At 70.8% G+C, this 19,584-nt stretch carries 18 protein-coding genes; 8 read left to right on the top strand and 10 right to left on the bottom strand.

Features of this window, described 5'->3' with window-relative positions:
• Positions 1-278 precede the first annotated feature (278 nt).
• From ACWD5D_RS17905 to ACWD5D_RS17895, 3 genes are read left to right on the top strand one after another with little or no spacing between them, the layout of a single operon-like run.
• Positions 279-740 (top strand): GNAT family N-acetyltransferase, encoded by a 462-nt coding sequence (locus tag ACWD5D_RS17905; RefSeq protein WP_451373649.1) that lies wholly within the window; start codon positions 279-281, stop codon positions 738-740.
• A gap of 32 nt (positions 741-772) precedes the next feature.
• Positions 773-1,063 carry a hypothetical protein gene (locus ACWD5D_RS17900; RefSeq protein ID WP_451373648.1) on the top strand — a complete coding sequence of 97 codons (291 nt, stop codon included), beginning with the start codon at positions 773-775 and terminating at the stop codon, positions 1,061-1,063.
• Entirely contained in the window at positions 1,060-1,374 is a 315-nt protein-coding gene (locus ACWD5D_RS17895) for a hypothetical protein (protein ID WP_451373647.1), read from the top strand. The genes ACWD5D_RS17900 and ACWD5D_RS17895 overlap by 4 nt, the downstream gene beginning before the upstream one ends.
• A gap of 30 nt (positions 1,375-1,404) precedes the next feature.
• Here ACWD5D_RS17895 and galK read toward each other — a convergent pair whose 3' ends face one another.
• The 3 genes from galK to galT are packed head-to-tail and all read right to left on the bottom strand — an operon-like array spanning position 1,405 to position 4,594.
• Complete coding sequence (gene galK, locus ACWD5D_RS17890; RefSeq protein ID WP_451373646.1) at positions 1,405-2,559, bottom strand: galactokinase; 1,155 nt, start codon at positions 2,557-2,559, stop codon at positions 1,405-1,407.
• Positions 2,559-3,521 (bottom strand): UDP-glucose 4-epimerase GalE, encoded by a 963-nt coding sequence (gene galE, locus ACWD5D_RS17885; RefSeq protein ID WP_451373645.1) that lies wholly within the window; start codon positions 3,519-3,521, stop codon positions 2,559-2,561. The genes galK and galE overlap by 1 nt, the downstream gene beginning before the upstream one ends.
• A complete protein-coding gene (gene galT, locus ACWD5D_RS17880; RefSeq protein ID WP_451373644.1) occupies positions 3,518-4,594 on the bottom strand; it encodes a galactose-1-phosphate uridylyltransferase in 1,077 nt (358 codons plus the stop codon). Before galT ends, galE begins: the two co-directional genes overlap by 4 nt.
• A gap of 212 nt (positions 4,595-4,806) precedes the next feature.
• Here galT and ACWD5D_RS17875 point away from each other — a divergent pair, with 212 nt between their 5' ends.
• The 4 genes from ACWD5D_RS17875 to ACWD5D_RS17860 all read left to right on the top strand — a co-directional run bounded on the left by ACWD5D_RS17875 (position 4,807) and on the right by ACWD5D_RS17860 (position 8,357).
• Positions 4,807-6,498 carry a sodium:solute symporter family protein gene (locus tag ACWD5D_RS17875; RefSeq protein ID WP_451373643.1) on the top strand — a complete coding sequence of 564 codons (1,692 nt, stop codon included), beginning with the start codon at positions 4,807-4,809 and terminating at the stop codon, positions 6,496-6,498.
• 21 nt (positions 6,499-6,519) lie between these two features.
• On the top strand, positions 6,520-6,882 hold the full coding sequence (locus tag ACWD5D_RS17870) for a hypothetical protein (RefSeq protein ID WP_451373642.1): 363 nt from the start codon (positions 6,520-6,522) through the stop codon (positions 6,880-6,882).
• A 71-nt stretch (positions 6,883-6,953) separates the two neighbouring features.
• Entirely contained in the window at positions 6,954-7,730 is a 777-nt protein-coding gene (locus ACWD5D_RS17865) for a class 1 isoprenoid biosynthesis enzyme (protein ID WP_451373759.1), read from the top strand.
• Between the two features lie 21 nt (positions 7,731-7,751).
• Positions 7,752-8,357, top strand: a complete 606-nt coding sequence (locus ACWD5D_RS17860; protein WP_451373641.1) for a biliverdin-producing heme oxygenase — start codon at positions 7,752-7,754, stop codon at positions 8,355-8,357.
• On the opposite strand, the gene ACWD5D_RS17855 is transcribed toward ACWD5D_RS17860, so the two are convergent.
• The 4 genes from ACWD5D_RS17855 to ACWD5D_RS17840 all read right to left on the bottom strand — a co-directional run bounded on the left by ACWD5D_RS17855 (position 8,329) and on the right by ACWD5D_RS17840 (position 15,161).
• A complete protein-coding gene (locus ACWD5D_RS17855) occupies positions 8,329-9,048 on the bottom strand; it encodes a helix-turn-helix transcriptional regulator (RefSeq protein ID WP_451373640.1) in 720 nt (239 codons plus the stop codon). The genes ACWD5D_RS17860 and ACWD5D_RS17855 overlap by 29 nt on opposite strands.
• Before the next feature lie 223 nt (positions 9,049-9,271).
• Positions 9,272-11,194 (bottom strand): outer membrane protein assembly factor BamB family protein, encoded by a 1,923-nt coding sequence (locus ACWD5D_RS17850; protein ID WP_451373639.1) that lies wholly within the window; start codon positions 11,192-11,194, stop codon positions 9,272-9,274.
• An 85-nt stretch (positions 11,195-11,279) separates the two neighbouring features.
• Positions 11,280-13,100, bottom strand: a complete 1,821-nt coding sequence (locus tag ACWD5D_RS17845) for an outer membrane protein assembly factor BamB family protein (RefSeq protein WP_451373638.1) — start codon at positions 13,098-13,100, stop codon at positions 11,280-11,282.
• A 252-nt stretch (positions 13,101-13,352) separates the two neighbouring features.
• Positions 13,353-15,161, bottom strand: coding sequence for an ABC-F family ATP-binding cassette domain-containing protein (locus tag ACWD5D_RS17840; protein ID WP_451373637.1), 1,809 nt, complete (start codon positions 15,159-15,161; stop codon positions 13,353-13,355).
• Between the two features lie 193 nt (positions 15,162-15,354).
• Between ACWD5D_RS17840 and ACWD5D_RS17835 the strand changes: the two genes are divergently transcribed.
• Entirely contained in the window at positions 15,355-15,948 is a 594-nt protein-coding gene (locus ACWD5D_RS17835; RefSeq protein WP_451373636.1) for a Uma2 family endonuclease, read from the top strand.
• A 10-nt stretch (positions 15,949-15,958) separates the two neighbouring features.
• Here ACWD5D_RS17835 and ACWD5D_RS17830 read toward each other — a convergent pair whose 3' ends face one another.
• The 3 genes from ACWD5D_RS17830 to ACWD5D_RS17820 all read right to left on the bottom strand — a co-directional run bounded on the left by ACWD5D_RS17830 (position 15,959) and on the right by ACWD5D_RS17820 (position 19,509).
• Positions 15,959-16,852, bottom strand: coding sequence for a 4-(cytidine 5'-diphospho)-2-C-methyl-D-erythritol kinase (locus ACWD5D_RS17830; protein WP_451373635.1), 894 nt, complete (start codon positions 16,850-16,852; stop codon positions 15,959-15,961).
• A complete protein-coding gene (gene rsmA / locus ACWD5D_RS17825) occupies positions 16,849-17,727 on the bottom strand; it encodes a 16S rRNA (adenine(1518)-N(6)/adenine(1519)-N(6))-dimethyltransferase RsmA (protein WP_451373634.1) in 879 nt (292 codons plus the stop codon). Before rsmA ends, ACWD5D_RS17830 begins: the two co-directional genes overlap by 4 nt.
• Positions 17,728-17,979: 252 nt before the next feature.
• A complete protein-coding gene (locus ACWD5D_RS17820; RefSeq protein WP_451373633.1) occupies positions 17,980-19,509 on the bottom strand; it encodes a ubiquitin-like domain-containing protein in 1,530 nt (509 codons plus the stop codon).
• Positions 19,510-19,584: the final 75 nt, after the last annotated feature.

The raw sequence follows: 19,584 nt of genomic DNA, 5'->3' as shown, positions 1-19,584 counted from the left end.
CTCCACATGGAGCAGGGGATGGCCAAAGGTCCGGAAGACGTCCGGAGAGAACGTCCGGAAAGGTCGGAGAACGGCGACCCGCGCGGGTACGACACCCGCGGAAGGAACGCCGACCGCACGGCCGCCGCCGTCGCGGAAACTGTTACCCCCACTGCGGGCGCCGTACCCGCCAGTCTCGCCCCCTGATCGGCGCCGGCCCCCACCGGTGCTGCTCCTCAGAGTACGGACGGGAGCACGGAGCGGAAGTCGATTTACAGAACTGGCCGTCCTTCGCGCTTATGGTGTGCCGCATGTTTCGTATTGAGGCGGAAGTCGACAAAGACCGATGTGATCTGCTGCGCGCCCGGCTGCGGAACACCAACACGGCGGCCTCGCCGGTGCTGGCCGCGCTGCGCGGCACGCCCGGCGAACGTGAAGTCCCCCTGCACGTCTGGGCCCTGGACTCCGCCGGCGATCTGGCCGGCGGCCTGGTCGGCCACACCTGGACGACCTGGCTGCACGTCACCTACCTGTGGGTCGACGCCCGCCACCGCGGCAAGGGCGTCGGCTCCCACCTGCTGGCCCGCGCCGAGCGCATCGCCCGCGCCGACCGCGCCTGCACGGGCGCTCGCCTGGAGACCTGGGACTTCCAGGCGCCCGAGTTCTACACGAGGCAGGGGTACGACGTGGTGTGCGTGATCCCCGACTATCCGCCGGGCGTCACGGAGTACACGCTGACCAAGCGGCTCCCGGTACCGTGAAACCCACACCCGTGAAAGGAGCCCTGTCCGCCATGACCGCAGAACCGGCAGACTCCGGCACGCCCCACCTTCCCCCCGTGCGCACCATCGGCGAACTCCGTGCCGCGCTCACCATGGGCTACGGCTTCCCCGGCGACAGCGACGACTTCGAGGCCGAACTGGCCCGCGAGATCAACCACGCCGACCCCGCCGATCTCAGCGGCGTCGTCCGCCTGGTCGAGGAGTTCCGCGGCCGGATCATCGCCCGGCAGGATCCCGGCTTCGACACCGCGGTGGCCACGGCCGTCGCCGAGATCCAGGCTGCTCGAGGGACCGAGCGTTGACCGAGGACAAGCAACCAGTCATCGCCGAGATCACCCATGAGGCCCTCGCCCGCTGTCAGGCCATCGGCCACGGGGCTCTTGAGGCCGTCGAGGCTCTGCGCGCCGAACTGGAGAAGACCCCTCTGCTCGGCCGGCAGGCACGCGGTGCCGTCGGAGGCATGAAGCTCTACACGACACGCGTCGAAGCCACGGACACCCGTCCGGCTCTGACGGTCACTTACGTCTACGACGCCCCACCGCCGGAACCCGGACTGATCCGCGTCGCCCTCGTCTCGCCGGTCCGCTTCGCGGGCGGCGGCGCCGGGTTCTGAAACCTGGCACCGCCCCCTGAACAGCGGACGTCAGCCGACCCGCCGCGCCCCCGCCGCCGGCACCGCCTCGAAGACGCGCGGGGCCTTGAAGCCCGCCGCCGCGAAGGCCTCCTCGACGGCCTTGGTGAGGGTGTCGACGTCGGTGGCTTCCGTGAGGACGATGGCCGAGCCGCCGAAGCCGCCGCCGGTCATGCGGGCGCCGAGGGCGCCGGATGCGAGGGCGGTGTCGACGACCAGATCGAGCTCCGGGCAGGAGACGCGGAAGTCGTCGCGCAGGGAGGCGTGGCCCGCGGTGAGGATCGGGCCGACGGCCCGGGTCTCGCCGGCCCGGAGGAGGGAGACCACGCGTTCCACCCGGTGGTTCTCCGTCACCACGTGCCGGACCAGGCGGACGATCTCCTCCTCGTCGCCGAGGCGGGCGAGGGCCGCGTCCAGGTCGGCGTAGGCGACGTCGCGCAGGGCGTCCACGCCGAGCAGAGCGGCGCCCTTCTCGCAGCCGGCCCGGCGCTTGCCGTACTCGCCGCCGCTGTGGGCGTGCTTGACCTGGGTGTCGACGACCAGCAGGCGCAGTCCCCGCGCCGCGAGGTCGAAGGGGATCTGCCGCTGGGACAGGTCACGGGTGTCGAGGAAGAGGGCGTGCCCGGACTCGCAGCAGGCGGAGGCCGTCTGGTCCATGATCCCGGTCGGCGCGCCGACGTACACGTTCTCGGCGCGCTGGCACAGGCGGGCCAGCCGCCAGCGCTGCAGGCCGAGGCCGTACAGGTCGTCGAGCGCGAGCGCGATCACGACCTCCAGGGCCGCCGAGGAGGACAGGCCCGCGCCGGTCGGGACCGTGGAGGCGAGGTGGACGTCGGCGCCGGTGATCCCGTGGCCGGCCTCGCGCAGGGCCCAGACGACGCCCGCCGCGTACGCCGTCCAGTTCGCGTCGCTCTGCGGGGCGAGCGCGTCCAGGGACAGCTCCACGACGTCGCCGCCGGCGTCCGCCGAGTGCAGGCGCAGGACGCCGTCGGTGCGGCGGGAGACCGCCGCCGTCACCCGGTGCGGAAGAGCGAACGGCATGACGAAGCCGTCGTTGTAGTCGGTGTGTTCGCCGATCAGGTTGACCCGGCCCGGCGCCGCCCACACCCCCTCCGGCTCGGCCCCGTACAGCTCGGCGAAGCGCTCCCGGACCTGCTGTGCCCCCACTAGTGCCCCTTCGCGATGCTCTGCGCGAACTCCCACGCGTCCGCGACGATCCCGGCGAGGTCCGCGCGGGACGGGTTCCAGCCCAGCTTCTCGCGGGCCGTGTCCGCCGAGGCGACCAGGGCCGCGGGGTCGCCGCCGCGGCGCGGCGCGACGACCTCGGGGATCGGGTGGCCGGTGACCTCGCGGACGGTCTCGACGACCTCGCGGACGGAGAAGCCGCTGCCGTTGCCGAGGTTGCAGATGAGGTGCTCGCCGGGCCGGGCGGCCGTCAGGGCCAGCAGGTGGGCCTCGGCCAGGTCCGCGACGTGGATGTAGTCGCGGACGCAGGTGCCGTCCGGGGTCGGGTAGTCGTCGCCGTAGACGGAGATCGCGTCGCGGCGGCCCTGGGCGACCTGGAGGACGAGCGGGATCAGGTGCGACTCGGGGTCGTGGCGCTCGCCGCAGGTGCCGTAGGCACCGGCCACGTTGAAGTAGCGCAGTGAGACGGCGGCCAGGCCGTGGGCGTTCGCCTCGCTGGTGATCATGTGGTCGACGGCGAGCTTGGAGGCGCCGTAGGGGTTGGTCGGCCGGGTCGGGGCGGACTCCGGGATCGGGACCTGCTCCGGCTCGCCGTAGGTGGCCGCCGTGGAGGAGAAGACGAGCGTGCGCACGCCCGCCTCGCGCATCGCGCCGAGCAGGGCCATGCTGCCGGCGACGTTGTTGTCCCAGTACTTCTCCGGCTTCACCACCGACTCGCCGACCTGCGAGAACGCGGCGAAGTGCAGCACTCCGTCGTAGGAGGCGTCGAGCCACTTGGCGGCGTCACGGATGTCGCCCTCGATGAACGCGGCACCGGAGGGCACGCCCTCGCGGAAGCCGGTGGAGAGGTTGTCGAGGACGGTGACCTCGTGGCCGGCCTCCAGCAGGTGCTGTGCCACGACACTGCCGACGTAACCCGCGCCACCCGTCACCAGGTACTTCATGAACTCGCTACCTCTCGCAGTCGCTCTGCCGCGCGCTCCGGCGGCACGTCGTTGATGAACACACTCATGCCGGACTCGGAACCCGCGAGAAACTTCAGCTTGCCGGAAGTGCGGCGAATGGTGAAGAGCTCGAGGTGGAGCGCGAAGTCGTCGCGCGTGACACCGCCGAACCCGTCCAGCGTGCCGAACGGGGCCTGGTGCCAGCCCGCGATGTACGGCGTCGGAGACCCGCCCACAGAACCCTCCCGCCCATCGAAGATCCGGTCGAAGCGCCTCAAGAGTTCCAGATAGACCTTCGGGAATTCTGTGCGCGCCGCCTCGTCGAGGCCGAGCAGATCGGGCACGCGGCGCTTCGGATACAGGTGGACCTCGTACGGCCAGTGCGCGGCGTACGGCACGAAGGCCGCCCAGTGTTCACCCTCAAGGACGACCCGCTCGCCGGCGAGTTCACGCGCGAGGACGGCGTCGAACAGGTTCTCCCCGCCGGTCGCCTCCCGGTGGGCGGCGAGCGAGCGGAGCATCAGGGCGCTGCGGGGGGTGGTGAAGGGGTAGGCGTAGATCTGGCCGTGCGGGTGCCCGAGGGTGACGCCGATCTCCTCGCCCCGGTTCTCGAAACAGAACACCTGCTTGACGGAGGGCTGGTGCGACAGCTCCGACGTCCGGTCCGTCCACGCGTCCAGCACGAGCCGTGCCTGTTCCTCGGTGAGGTCGGCGAAGGACGCGTCGTGGTCGGAGGTGAAGCAGACGACCTCGCAGCGGCCGACGTCGCCGGCGAGCGAGGGGAAGCGGTTCTCGAAGACGACGACGTCGTACGAGGAGTCGGGGATCTCGCTGAGCTTCCCGCCCCGGGTCGGGCAGAGCGGGCATTCGTCGGCCGGTGGGTGGTAGGTGCGGCCCTGGCGGTGTGAGGCGACGGCGACCGAGTCGCCGAGCAGCACGTCGTGGCGGATCTCGGCCGTGGTGACCGTGGGCTCCAGCGGGCGACGGTCGACGGCGTCGCGCACGGTGTCGTCCCGCAGGTCGTAGTAGATCAGCTCACGACCGTCGGCCAGCCGGGTCGAGGTCTTCTTCACAACACGTCGCCTTCCATCCGCGCCGAGGTCGCTGGGGGCGGCCGGGGTTCGGGACCCCACCCTCCCTCAACACAACCAAACATAACAAACCACAACTCCACAACACTCAGTACGATCACGATCAAACAAAGAACACCATCAGAAGTGTTCAATTACTGAATGCGGAGGCACAAGATCCGCCTGGATCAGTTCGCGCGACGAAGCGAGTTCTCATGCAAACCCCCACATTCGGCACCACCCGGCTGGCGGCGGAGCTACGGCTCCCCACCAACGGGCTGGACTACACGATCCTGGCGATCTACTTCGTCGTCGTCCTCGGCATCGGCTTCGCGGCCCGCCGCTCGGTGAGGACGAGCCTCGACTTCTTCCTCTCCGGACGCTCGCTGCCCGCCTGGATCACCGGTCTCGCCTTCATCTCGGCGAACCTGGCGGCCACCGAGATCCTCGGCATGGCCGCGAACAGCGCGCAGTACGGCGCCTACACCGTGCACTGGTACTGGATCGGCGCCATCCCCGCCATGGTCTTCCTGGGCCTGGTGATGATGCCCTTCTACTACGGCAGCAAGGTCCGCTCGGTCCCCGAGTTCCTGCTGCTGCGCTTCGACCGGGCCGCCCACCTGCTCAGCTCGGCCCTGTTCGCGTTCGCCGCCATCCTGATCGCGGGCGTCAACCTCTACGCCCTCGCGATCGTCGTCGAGGCGCTGCTGGGCTGGCCGCAGTGGGTGGCCATCGTGGTCGCCGGGGCGTTCGTGCTCGCGTACATCACGCTGGGCGGACTGTCCTCCGCGATCTACAACGAGGTGCTCCAGTTCTTCGTGATCCTCGCGGCGCTGATCCCGATCACCGTGCTCGGCCTGAAGAAGGCCGGCGGCTGGGGCGGGCTGACCGACAAGCTCACCGCGACGCACGGCGCGAACTTCACCACGGCCTGGGGCGGCACCGGCATCGGCCACGTCAACCCGCTCGGCGCGAACTGGCTGACCATCGTGCTCGGCCTCGGCTTCGTGCTGTCCTTCGGCTACTGGACGACGAACTTCGCCGAGGTGCAGCGCGCGCTGTCCGCGAAGAACCTCTCCGCCGGGCAGCGGACCCCGCTGATCGCCGCCTACCCGAAGATCTTCATCGTCTTCCTGGTGATGATCCCGGGCCTGGTCGCCGCAGCCCTCGTCCCGGACATCGGCACCCCAGGCTCCGGCCTCCAGTACAACGACGCCATCCCCTACCTGATGCAGGAGCTGCTGCCCAACGGCGTCCTCGGCATCGCGGTCACCGGACTGCTGGCCGCGTTCATGGCGGGCATGGCGGCGAACGTGTCGTCCTTCAACACGGTGTTCACCAACGACATCTGGGCGCGGTACGTGGTCAAGGGCCGTGAGGACGGGTACTACGTCCGCTTCGGCCGGCTCATCACCGTCATCGGCGTCGCCGCCTCCGTCGGCACCGCGTTCCTGGCGTCCTCGTTCTCGAACATCATGAGCTACCTGCAGACACTGTTCTCCTTCTTCAACGTGCCGATGTTCGTCGTCTTCATCGTCGGCCTGTTCTGGAAGCGGGCGTCCGCGAAGTCCGGCTTCTGGGGTCTGCTCGCCGGCACCGTCACAGCGATGATCAACTACTTCGTCCTCTACAAGAAGGGGATCATCTCGATCCCCTCCGACCAGGGCGCCAACTTCGTCTCCGCGATCGCCGGTTTCGTCGCCGGTGCGGTCGTGATGGTCGCGGTGTCCCTGTTCACGAAGCCCAAGCCGGCGAAGGAGCTGCGGGGCCTGGTCTACGGCACCGCCTCTCCCGGCATGACCGAGCCGCCCGCCCCCGGCGACGAGGCCTGGTACCGCAAGCCGGCCCTGCTGGGCTGGGGTGCGGTCGTCCTGGCCGCCGCCTGCTACATCCCGTTCTCGTTCTGATCGCGGGAGGATGAGGAAACCATGACCGAGCACTCCGACCGCCGTCCCGAGCGCCCCGAGCACCACGGGTACTCCGAGGAGGACGTCCAGCGGGAAGTCACCGAGCTGGAGGGCAGGTCCGCGACGGCCGCCCGCATCTTCGACCTGCGCCGCATCATCGGCGGCCTGTTCGTGGTCTACGGCGTCATCGTCACGATCACCGGCATCACCGACTCCCAGGCCGCGATCGACAAGGCCGAGGGCGTCAACATCAACCTCTGGACCGGGCTGGGGATGCTGGCCCTCGGCGTGTTCTTCCTGGCGTGGCTGAAGCTCCGGCCCGCGGCGTCTTCGCCGTCCGACGCGCTGCCGGACGGGGAGAGCGAGGAGCCCCGGTCCGACTGACGCGACACGGGGCCGGGCCCCACTCCGGGAGCCCGGCCCCGTAATTCCGCCAGGAAAGACCGCGATATCGGCTGCGCCCATCGGCCGGCGAAAAGCCGGCGCTGCACATCACCCACGGTGCTCCGCTCGCCCTCAACACGGCCTGCTGGATGATGATGAGCGGGCTGCGCCACATCGCGGACCCCGAGGTGGTCGACTACGCGGTGGGAGCCGTACGCAACGGGTTCACCGGACAGGCGCTCGACCTGTCCACGGGCCTCGCCGAAGTGAAGCGGAGTCTGGCGACCGCGTCCCCGGAGTCCCGCATCGAATTCTGGATGTCGGTCGCCGCGCTGAAGACGTCCACGCTTCTCCAATTGCCCGTGAACACGGCGGCTTTGGCGTTGGACGTGCCCAAGGAGGAGCGAGTCGTCCTCGACGAGAGCATGCATCTCATGGGGCTGGCCGGGCAGTTGCTGAACGACCTGGTGGATTTCATTCCCCGCTACGCGGGCGCGAACAGCTTCGCCGACTTCAAAGGACTGAAGAACCGTGTCGTCCTGGAACTGCTGGCGACGGAAGGTGCGCAAGGCGCCCCGGACGAGATGACGCCGGAGGAACTCAAATCCTTCGCGTTGCGGCACCCGCGGCTCCCGGAGGTGATGCGCCGTCTCGCGGATGAGGCCGTTCGATTCAAGCGGACGGCGAAGGATCAGGTATTCGCGCTGTGCCGGTCCAAGGAGAGCGCGGAGTACTTCGACGCGGCCATCGAGCGGGTCGGCCACCACATCGACATGGTCGCCGAACGGCTGCACTCCACGACTTCCCTCGACTCGCTGCTCGCGCCTGCCGCGCCCACGTCACCTTGAACGAAACGGGAGAAGCGTTCCATGGCACCGATATCCAGCATGATTCTGCGGGAGACGCAGGACTATCACAAAGCGCTCATGGTGAACTCCTTCGGTACCGCCATGCAGTCGGAGACCCTGCCCCGCGAGAAGTACGTGGGACTGCTGCGGTCGTACGCCGTCATCTATCGCGCGCTGGAAGAGACCCTGCGCGGCAGCAGTCATCCGTCGGTCGTACAGGTCTGGCGTGACGATCTTTCGAAGACGGCGGCCTTCGACCGGGATCTCGAGTTCTTCGACGCCGCATCCGGTGCCGGACCGGCCGCTTCGACGGCCGTCGCGCCGGCGGAGCTACTCGCAAAGAAGCTCCGTGCGAGCGTCGGCGTGGAGTGCCTGGGCTGTCTCTATGTGATGGAGGGCTCGACGCTCGGTGCCGAGGCCGTCCTGCGCCGGCATGTCGAGTCGGCCTACGGCCTCGCCGCGGATCGCGGAACCGCCTACTTCAACAGCGGCGACCGGGCGCAGTGGCAGACGTTGAACCATCGCCTCGACAGCGCGGTGGTGGACCCGGGCGAGCAGAAGACCGTGCTCGCCGCCGCGATCGACACCTACCAGTGCGTCATCGACGTCCAGGACCGCCTGCACTGAACCCCTCCCCGGGGGGCGGGTGGGGAAAGGTGCCCGCGCGGTCCAGGATGCCCGTGCGGGCGGCCAGGGCTGCGGCCTCCAGACGGGAGCCGACGCCGAGTTTCATCAGGACCCGCTGGACGTGGGTGCGGGCGGTGGAGGGGGCGATGCCCATGCCCGCGGCGATCAGGCGCGTGTCCTCGCCGTCCGCGACGCGGACCAGTACCTCCACTTCCCTGGCCGTGAGCATCTCCAGCAGCCGTTGCCCCTCGTCGTCGGGCTGCGCCGCCGGGTTCAGCAGCTCGCTGAAGGCTCCCTGCAGCAGTTGCGGCGCGATGGCCGCCTCGCCTGCCCGGGCCTTCATGATGGCTCGTTCGACGCCCTCGATGCGTTCGTCCTGGCGTACGTATCCGGACGCGCCGGCGGCGAAGGCCGCGGCGATGCCGCGTGGTGACGGCACGGGGCCGAGGACCAGGACCGCCACCTGCGGGCGCTCCCGTTTGATGCGGATCACCGGGTCGAAGGCGCCCGGTTCGGCCGGTGCCGCCGTGCCCAGCAGGCACACCTCGGGTGCCCGGGTGATCACCAGCTCGGCCGCACCCGCCGCCGGCGCCGCCGCCGCGAGCACCCGGTGCCCGCGCAGCTTCAACGCCGACGCCAACGCCTCCGCGAGCAAGCGGTGGTCGTCGACGACCATGAGCCGCACTCCCATAGAGCACCCCCCAGTCCCCCCATGGATGCCCCACTATGGACGTCCACCGGCCCTCGATGACAGAGGGCCCCCCGGCACCTCGCCCCTTCATGCCCCCGGAAGCTACACGCTTGTTCGACGTCGCGCTGCCCCTATGCGGCAGAAGTGCCCCGGATCGACGAAAATCCGGGGCACCTCCGCTCGATCAGAGTTGATCAGGCCCCTGACAAGGGCGTTCGCCGCGTCAGCCGCTCGTGCCGAACGCGAGCGCCAGGTACTCCTTGGTGCCGAAGTCGCCGCTGTGCGCGTACAGCGCCGCCATGTACAGCCGGCCCTGCCCGAACCGGAACTCCGCGAAGTCCGGGGACATCGAGACCTCGGCCTCCCGCGTCCCCTGATCGGCGGGGTTCTCCAGCAGGGTGGTGGCCTTGAAGGAGGAGCCGTCGATGCTGACGACCTGGCCGCCCTTGTCGTACGGCGGGCGCTTGTAGGCCAGCAGGTTGCCGCCGTCCATGCGCACCGGGTAGATCGTGTAGCCGTCGCCGGCCTCGGCCCGCTGGCCGGTCAGCTTGCCGGTGGTCAGGTCGAAGGCGACGATCTCGTTGGTCTTGCTGTACTCGTCGCTGCTGGAGTCGTGCTCCTCGGTGGGCACGTACAGCTTGCCGTTGCCGACGACGATCGCCTTGCAGTCCTCGACGCGGGTGATGCCGTCGCAGTCGCCGGCGTAGTCGTCGCCGGGGGCGGAGATGCGGGTGAGCAGCTTCCCGGTCTTGTTGTCGATCGAGAAGTAGTCCGAGACGCCGCTGCCGTCGCCCGCGCTGTCGCCGATGTCCGCGGCCACCACCAGCGGGTCGGTGGAGACGACGCTCGCGTACTCGATGCCCGAGGCCATCTTGTACTCGGCGATCACCTTGCCGGTGCCGGGATCGATGGTCTGGATGTGCAGCGTGGGGTTGTCGATGCTGCCGCACTTGCGCACCGCGACCAGCTTGGTGCCGCCGCCGTACCCGGCGTCGTAGCAGCCGTCCGTCGGCTTCGGCTGCCACAGCACCTTGCCGGAGGCGACGTCGAACGCGGCGCCGCCGTCGGTGCTGCCGACCGCGACGGTGTGCTGGGCGACCGTCACGTTCTCCCAGCTGACGGGGTAGTCACCGCTGCCGACCGACTTCGACCACAGCTTGGTGCCCTTGTCGAGGTCGATGACCCCGACCTCGGAGCAGCGCGCGGTGTCGCTCTTCGACGACTCGTAGACGATCGCGGTCTTGTCGTCCTCGGTGACGTGCTGGGTGACAGCGCAGACCGTGCCGGGCAACGAGATCGTCCACATCTTGCCGCCGGTGGCGGGGTTGTAGCCGACGATCTCGGCGATCCCGCTCTTGGCGTACACCTTGTCGGTCAGCCAGGAGCCCGCGGTGCGGACGGAGTTCTTCGAGTCGGGCAGCGGGACCTTGAAGAGGACGTGGCTCGCCGGGTTCGCCGGAGCCTTCTCCTTGCCGCCCGAGGACCCGCCCGTGGTGGCGTTCTTGCCGCCCGTGTCGCCCGTGCTGCCGCTGGAGGACGCGGTGTCGTGCTTCTTGCCGTCGTCGCCGGAGGAGTTGGCGTACCAGACGCCGCCGCCGACGATCAGCGCGATCACGACGACCGCGGCGACGATGATGACGAGCGCGGCGTTGTTCCTCCCGCCGGCCGGTTTCGCGGGCTGCGGCTGCGTCGGCATGCCGGGGCCGCCCGGGTAGCCGTACCCCTGCTGCCCATAACCCGGCTGTCCATAACCCGGCTGTCCATAACCCGGCTGCCCGTAGCCCTGCTGCGGGGCGTACGGGGCTCCGGGCGGCTGGGTGGGCTGGTGGTACGGGTTCTGCTGCGTGCCCGGGTATCCGTAGCCGGGCTGGGGAGCCTGGGGCGCGGGCGGCTGGGGCTGGCCGAAGCCGGGCTGCGGCTGCGGCGGGGTCGGGGGCTGCTGCGGCGCCGGGGGCTGCTGCGGGTAGCCGTAGCCGGGCTGCGGGGTCTGCTGGAAGCCCGGCGGCTGGCCCGGCGGCTGGTTCGGCGGCTGGTTCGGCGGCGGCGGGGTCGCGGGGGTCTGGGGCGCGGGCGGCTGGTCCTGCGGCGGGCCGAAACCGCCCTGCGGCGGGGGCTGGTTGGGCGGCGGCGGAGGCGGCTGGGTCATGACGGAGGTACCTCGAAGAAGCACTCGGGGCCGGACGGCCCGGGAACGGCTGGGAACGGAGAGGGAGACGGAGACGGGCCGGGGCTCACTTGCCGAAGGCCATCATCAGCTTCTCCTTCGTGTCGTCGTTGCCGGTGAGCCGGGAGGTGGAGATGTAGAAGCGCCCGTCAACCCAGTCGATGTCACTGTCGAAGAAGGTGCGCTCGATCTGCGCCGTGCCCGCGGGGTTCTGCAGCAGCTCCGTCGGCGTGTGCGAACCGCCCGGGACCGAGATCGACACGACCTGGCCGCCGGCGTCGTACGACGGTTGCACATAGGCGATGAGGTTGCCGCCCTCGACCTTCACCGGTGCCATCGACTCGTCCGTCGGGGACTTGACGCGCCACCTCTCCTTGCCGGTGGCGAGGCTGATCGCGACGATCTCGTTCGCGCCGCCCGAGTTGTCGGTCGGCAGGAAGAGCGTGTCGGAGCCGACGGCGACGCCCTGGCAGCCCTGCAGGTCCCGTTCGAGGATCGCCCAGCCGCAGCTGGGGGAGAACTTCTCGTCCACCTTGACCTGCGAACGGAACGTGCCGTTGCCGGTCAGGGTGGAGATGTTCCAGGCCTTCTCGTCCTCGTTGGTCAGGTAGACCACGAGCGGGTCGAGGGAGTAGGCCCGCGCGACAGTCCAGCCCTTCTTGAACGGCTGCTTCCACTTGACCTTGCCGGTGGCCGGGTCGAGTTCGGCGATCTCGTCGTGCTCGTCGCTGCCGGCCGCGTCGCAGGAGGCCACCTGGATCAGCTTGCCGTCGCCGCCCGCGAACGCCGTCGGGAAGCAGGCGTTGCCGTACTTCTTCGCTTCGTACATCTTGCGGCCGGTGTCCATGTCGTACGCCACGCCCGACTGCGAGCGGCCCACCACCAGGGTCCTGCCACTGACGGACAGTTCGACACTGAGCGCGCTGTCGAACAGCCCGCCGTCGGCGACCTCGGCGGTCCAGCCCTTCTTGCCGGTGTCCAGGTCGATCTGCTGGAGCTGGTTGCACTTGGCGCGGTCGCTGACACCGCTCATGTAGGCCACGACGACCTTGCCGTCGTCCGACGGCCGCGAAGTGACCGCGCAGACCTTCTGCGGGAAGGAGATCGGGTCCCAACTGGGGTTGCCGTCACCGGTGTTGTAGGCGAAGACCTGCTTGTACGCGGCCTTCACCACCGCCTTGCCGGTGACCCACATGCCGGGGGCGTCGGCGCCGGAACCGGGGGCGTCGGGGGCCGTCTTGTACCAGAGCACCTTCGCCTCGCCGGGCCCCCGGCCCTCGTTGAGGTTCTCCGGGTCCGAACCGCCGTCGCCGCTGCCGTCACCGGGGTTGACCGGCACGTCGGAGGCGGACGGCTTGTTGTCGTCGCTCTTCTCGGCGACCGGCTTCCTCCTGCCGCCGTCGTCGCCACCGCTCGTGACGGCGTAGACGGTGCCGCCGATGACGAGCAGCGCGGCCACCGCGGCACCGATGATCAGAGCCGTCTTCCTCTTGGCCGCCGGACCGCCGGGCGCGGTGCCGGGCGCGCCCGGGTACTGCGGCTGCTGCGGGTAGCCGTAGCCGGGCTGCGGGGCGTACGGGCCGGGCTGCTGGGGGTGACCGTACGGGCCGGGCTGCTGGGGCTGGCCGTACGGGCCCGGGGTGCCGGGAGCGGTGGGCGCGTTCGGTGCGGTGGGTGCGCCGTACGGGCCCGGCTGGGCGTAGGGGCCCGGCTGCTGGGCGTAGGGGCCGGGCTGCTGGGGGTAGCCGTAGCCCGGCTGCGGCGGCTGGGCCGGGGGCGCGGGCGGCATCTGCGGAGGTGTGGGCGGGGCCCCGAATCCGCCGGCGTGCGGCGGCTCCTGCGGTGCTCCGAGACCACCCTGCGGCGGCTGGTCGGGCGGCTGGGTCATCAGCGGTCTTCCCCCTCGTTCACTGATTTGTAGCCACGCCCTGAGGTTCGTTCACGGACCCAAGGTCGTACTCAGACAGTCAGTCGGCTCTTTTTATCACCCGGCACGGACAGCAAAGAGGGCCGCGTCCTCCCCTGTTCCCAAGGGAGGACCGGCCCGTGACGCCGTCGTTATGCGCCTTCACGCCCCCTTCACGCGGTGCACGCGCCCCCTGCGTGGAATGTCGCGAGGCCGGGCGCCGCTCCGGCTCCGTCAGGCATCCTCCGCCAGTTCCAGCCAGCGCAGCTCCAGTTCCTCGCGCTCCCCGGCCAGGTCCCGCAGCTGGGCGTCCAGTTCGGCGACCTTGGCGAAGTCCGTGGCGTTCTCGGCGATCCGGTCGTGCAGCTTGGACTCCTTCTCGGAGATCTTGTCCAACTGCCGCTCGATCTTCTGGAGTTCCTTCTTGGCGGCGCGCTGGTCGGCGGCGCTCTTCTCCGCGCCGTCCGCCTTGGGCGCCGCGGCGGCGACCTGCGCGGCGACGGCCTCCTCCATGCGCTGACGGCGTTCCAGGTACTCGTCGATGCCGCGCGGCAGCATGCGCAGGGTGCCGTCGCCGAGGAGGGCGAACACCCGGTCCGTGGTGCGCTCCACGAAGAACCGGTCGTGGGAGATGACGATCATCGAACCGGGCCAGCCGTCGAGGACGTCCTCGAGCTGGGTGAGGGTCTCGATGTCGAGGTCGTTGGTGGGCTCGTCGAGGAAGAGGACGTTGGGCTCGTCCATCAGCAGCCTCAGCAGCTGGAGCCGGCGCCGCTCACCGCCGGACAGGTCACCGACGGGCGTCCACTGCTTCTCCTTGTTGAAGCCGAACGTCTCGCACAGCTGCCCGGCGGTCATCTCGCGCCCCTTGCCGAGGTCGACGCGCTCACGCACCTGCTGCACTGCCTCCAGGACCCGCGTGTTCGGGTCGAGTTCGGCGACCTCCTGGGAGAGGTAGGCGAGCTTGACCGTCTTGCCGACGACGACGCGTCCGCCGACCGGCTGCGCCTCGCCCTCGGTGCGCGCGGCGTCGGCCATGGCACGCAGCAGCGAGGTCTTGCCGGCGCCGTTCACGCCGACGAGGCCGATCCGGTCGCCGGGGCCGAGCTGCCAGGTGACGTGCTTGAGCAGCACCTTGGGACCGGCCTGCACGGTGATGTCCTCGAGGTCGAAGACCGTCTTGCCGAGCCGCGAGGAGGCGAACTTCATCAGCTCGCTGCTGTCCCGCGGCGGCGGCACGTCCTTGATCAGCTCGTTGGCGGCCTCGACGCGGAAGCGCGGCTTGGAGGTACGGGCGGGCGCGCCGCGGCGCAGCCAGGCCAGCTCCTTCCTGACCAGGTTCTGCCGCTTGGTCTCCTCGGTGGCGGCGATCCGCTCGCGCTCGGCGCGCGCGAAGACGTAGTCCGAGTAACCGCCCTCGTACTCGTACACGTCGCCGCGCTGGACGTCCCACATGCGGGTGCACACCTGGTCCAGGAACCACCGGTCGTGCGTCACGCAGACCAGCGCGGACCGCCGGTTGCGCAGGTGCTGGGCGAGCCAGGCGATGCCCTCGACGTCGAGGTGGTTGGTGGGCTCGTCGAGGACGACCAGGTCCTGTTCCTCGATGAGCAGCTTGGCCAGCGCGATCCGGCGCCGCTCGCCACCGGACAGCGGGCCGATGACGGTGTCCAGCCCCTTCGGGAAGCCGGGCAGGTCGAGCCCGCCGAACAGCCCGGTCAGCACGTCCCTGACCTTGGCGTTGCCGGCCCACTCGTGATCGGCCATGTCACCGATGACCTCGTGCCGAACGGTCGCGGCCGGGTCCAGCGAGTCGTGCTGGGTCAGCACGCCGAGCCGCAGCCCGCCGGAGTGCGTGACACGTCCGGTGTCCGCCTCCTCCAGCTTGGCCAGCATCCGGATGAGGGTGGTCTTGCCGTCGCCGTTGCGCCCGACGACCCCGATCCGGTCCCCCTCCGACACGCCGAGTGAGACGCCGTCCAGCAGGGCACGGGTGCCGTACACCTTGCTGACGTTCTCGACATTGACCAGATTGACGGCCATTTCACTCCTGTGCGCGGGGGCTGTGCGGGGCGGTGTCGACATGCGGCTCCGCCGCGTGGCTCAGCCTTCTAGCGTAGGGCCTGCGGAGGTGGGGGCGGGGCGCGAGGGGGTGGTCACTCTTTGTGATGACGTGATCGGGAAGCAGCCGCTACCGTTGAGGACAGGCAGCAGGATCCCGTTTATGGGAGGAACCATGACCGCCGAGTCCACAGAGCACCGCCGCCACTGGCCTGTGCCGCCGCAGGACGGCTACACCGTGGACGACCTGTTCACGCTGCCTGATCTCCCGCCGCACACCGAGCTGATCGACGGGAGCCTGGTTTTCGTGAGCGCGCAGCGCGTCTTTCATGCCGATGCCATCGACATGCTGATCAACGGCCTGCGGCGCACAGCATCGCCGGAGATCAGGGTCAAGCGCGAGATGACTGTCGTGCTCGACAAACGCAACGGCCCCGAACCAGACATCTCCGTGGTCCGCGCCGACGCGGTCACCGACCGCCGTCAGACCCACTTCAAGGCAGCCGACGTCCTGCTCGCCGTCGAAGTCGTCTCACCGGACTCCGAGGCCCGCGACCGCGACTACAAGCCGCACAAGTACGCCGCGGCGGGCATCCCCCATTTCTGGCTGGTCGACATGGCGGGCCAGGACGACCACCCCGTCGTGCAGGTCTACGAGCGCGGCAAGGCCACCGGCACCTACGCGCTGACCGGCATCTACCACGACCACGTCAAGATCAGCGTGCCCTACGACATCGACATCGACCTGACCGGGATCGACGCCCTCTGAAGCCCGGGCCCTAGAGAACCGTCGCCCCCGGCACCGGCCCCGCCGCCACCCGTACGGTGCGGCAGGTGCCCGACGCCCGCAGCGCCGCCGCGACCTTCTCCGCCGACTCCGCATCGCGCGTGAGGAAGGCCGTCGTAGGCCCCGATCCCGAGACCAGCGCGGCCAGCGCACCCGCCCCGCGCCCCGCCGCCAGCGTGTCCGCCAGTTCCGGGAACAGGGACAGGGCGGCCGGCTGAAGATCGTTGGAGACAGTCGCCGCCAGCGCCTCCGCGTCACCCTTCGCCAGCGCCTCCAGCAGGTCCGCCGAGGCCACCGGCTCCGGGATCTCCCGCCCCTGTGCCAGCCGGTCGAACTCGCGGAAGACCGCCGGGGTCGACAGCCCTCGCTCGGCCATCGCGAACACCCAGTGGAAGGTGCCGCCGACGTCGAGGGAGGTCAGCTGCTCGCCCCGCCCGGTGCCGAGGGCGGCCCCGCCGACCAGGCTGAACGGCACGTCGCTGCCCAGGTCGGCGCAGATGGCGAGGAGTTCGGCGCGGGAGGCGCCGGCGTTCCACAGGGTGTCGCAGGCGAGCAGCGCGCCCGCGCCGTCCGCGCTGCCGCCCGCCATGCCGCCGGCGACCGGGATGTCCTTGGCGATGTGGATGTGCACGGCCGGGTCGACGCCCCGCCGCTCGGCGAGCGCGAGGGCCGCGCGCGCCGCGAGGTTGGTGCGGTCCAGGGGGACCAGGTCTGCGTCCGGGCCCTCGCAGGTGACGCGGAGTTCCTCGGCGGGGGTGACGGTGACCTCGTCGTACAGGCCGACGGCGAGGAAGACGTTGGCGAGGCCGTGGAAGCCGTCGGGACGGGCGGCGCCCACCGCGAGCTGGAGGTTGACCTTGGCCGGGACGCGTACGGTGACGCTCACTTGCTGCTCTCCCCCTGCTGCTTGTGCTCGGCGATCCGCGCGAACTCCTCGACCGTCAGGGCCTCCCCGCGCGCCTGCGGCGAGATCCCGGCGGCGACCAGGGCCGCCTCCGCCGCGGCCGGGGACCCGGCCCAGCCGGCCAGCGCCGCCCGCAGCGTCTTCCTGCGCTGCGCGAACGCCGCGTCCACCACCGCGAACACCTCCCGCTTGGAGGCCGTCGTCTTGATCGGCTCGGCCCGCCGGACCAGCGAGACCAGGCCGCTGTCGACGTTCGGGGCGGGCCAGAAGACGTTGCGCCCGATGGCGCCGGCCCGCTTGACGTCGGCGTACCAGTTGGCCTTCACGGAGGGCACGCCGTACACCTTGTTCCCGGGGGTGGCGGCGAGGCGGTCGGCGACCTCCGACTGCACCATCACCAGCGTGCGCTCGATGCTCGGGAAGGTGTCGAGCATGTGCAGCAGCACCGGGACGGCGACGTTGTACGGCAGGTTCGCGACGAGTGCCGTCGGGGGCGGGCCGGGCAGTTCGGTGACGTGCATCGCGTCGGTGTGGACCAGCGCGAACCGGTCGGCCCGCGTCGGCATCCGGGCGGCGACGGTCGAGGGCAGCGCGGCGGCCAGGACGTCGTCGATCTCGACGGCCGTGACCCGGTCGGCGACCTCCAGCAGCGCGAGCGTGAGGGAGCCGAGCCCCGGACCGACCTCGACGACCACGTCGTCGGGGCGGACCTCCGCGGTGCGGACGATACGGCGGACCGTGTTGGCGTCGATCACGAAGTTCTGGCCGCGCTGCTTGGTGGGGCGTACGCCGAGCGCTGCCGCGAGTTCGCGGATGTCGGCCGGGCCGAGGAGGGCGTCGGGGGTGGGGCTGCTCACGGGACAAGGGTACGGGGCGGTAGCAGCGGGGGACGACGGCCATGCGGCCGACGGGCCGCGGCTCCCCGGGGGCGCGGGGCTCCGCCGATATGCGGCTCCGCCTCGATGAGGTGCCCTCGCGGTGGGGGTCCCGCCCGCTCGAGCGAAGCCGAGAGTGGGGGAGAAGCCGAGAGCGGGGGAGAAGCCGAGAGTGGGGGGCGGCAAGCCCCTGCCGGGCCGTGGCCGTAGTCACGCCGCACGCGTACGGCGTGACTACGAGTGCAGCCGGGACCCGCAGTGGGGCCAGGGGCTGGTGCCCCTGCGTACGTAGAGTTTCTTCGCTCGGTAGGTCTGTTCGTCCGCGGCCGCCTCCTGGGGGCGGCCGGAGCCGCCGAGGCTGTGCCAGGTGTGGGTGTCGAACTGGTAGAGGCCCCCGTAGGTGCCGGAGGAGTCGACCGCGCCGGGGTGCCCCCCGGACTCGCAGACGGCCAGGGCGTGCCAGTTGAGGTCGTCGGCACCGTGCACGGAGCTCGGCCGGGGGCTGGTCCCCACCCGCACCACCTGCATGCGCGGCTCGCGCACCACCGCGGAATCCTCCAGGCGCGGCCTCTCCCGGACCCCGTTGACCGTGCGCAGGAAGTAGGTGACCCGGCGCAGCCCGAACTCCCCCTGCTGCTCGACGACCTCGGTGCCCTTGAAGAGGGTGGCGTCGTCGGTGCGCTGCACCTGGAACGGGATCTGCTCCTCGCGGACCTCCCGGGCGCCGGTCACCCGCAGCACGGTCACCGTCTGCCCGTCGCGCGGGAAGCCGTCGAGCGGCACGGAGGTGGTGTCCTGGCCGTGCAGCGTGATCCCGGCCTCCTCGACGGCCTCGCGGACGGTCGCCGCGTTGGTGCGGATGGTGCGGGTGCGGCCGTCCGCCATGAACGTGACGGCTCGCTCGGTGCGCACGTCGAGCGCGAGCCCGGCACGGCCGATGCGCTGCGAGCGCGACGCCGACAGGTACGCGCCCTCGGCCCGCACCCCCAGCTCCCTGAGCGCCCCGTCCACCGTGTGCGCCGTCGTCCACACCTCGCGCCGCTCGCCGTCCAGCGTGAGCCGGACGGGGCGGCCGTAGCGCACCGCGACCTCGTCGCCGCTGGCGAGCTCGGCGCCGGGGCCGGGCGCGACCATGTCGTGCGCGCCCACGTGCACGCCCTCCTCGGCGAGCAGCTCGGTCACGTCGTCGGCGAAGGTGTGCAGGGTGCGCGGCTTGCCGTCGACGTTCAGCTCGACCGCCTTGTCGTTGGCGACGAAGGCGGTGGTGCCGCCGGCGAGGAAGGCGACGACGAGCGCCTGCGGCAGCAGGCGGCGCACCGCGGCCTCCGGACGCTCCCCGGAACGCGCCCTGCGCCGCCGCGCGCCCCGGCCGGTCGCGAGGACCACCGTCTCCGGCAGCTCCGTCCCGGGGATCTCCGCCTCGGGGACCTCCGCCTCGGGGGTCCCCGCTCCTGGATAGTTCCCCGCCCGCCTCGGCCGCGGCAGCGCCGGCTCGGGAACCAGGTACGCCTCGGCCTCGTAGGCGGGCCGGTAGGTGTCCCCGTACCCGCCGTACCCCGGCGCCCGTGACGTGTGGTCGAAGCCGCCGTGGCCGCGGGCGTCGTGGCCGTACGGGGCACGCACGTGCGGGTCGTGGCCGTACGGGTCGTGGCCGTGCACGTCCTGGCCGTGCGGGTCCCGGCCGTGGGGGTCCCGGCCGTGCGGGTCCCGGGCGTGGGGTTCACGGCTGTAGGGGCCGTACGTCTCGTACTGCGACTTGCTCACGCCGACACGCTCCAGGAGGCCAGACGGGTCCGGATCGGGCCACCAGAACCTAGCGGAGCGGTCGTCACTCTCCAA

The sequence above is a fragment of the Streptomyces sp. NPDC002520 genome, assembly GCF_053595235.1.
This window is presented reverse-complemented; position numbering and strand designations above follow the sequence as displayed.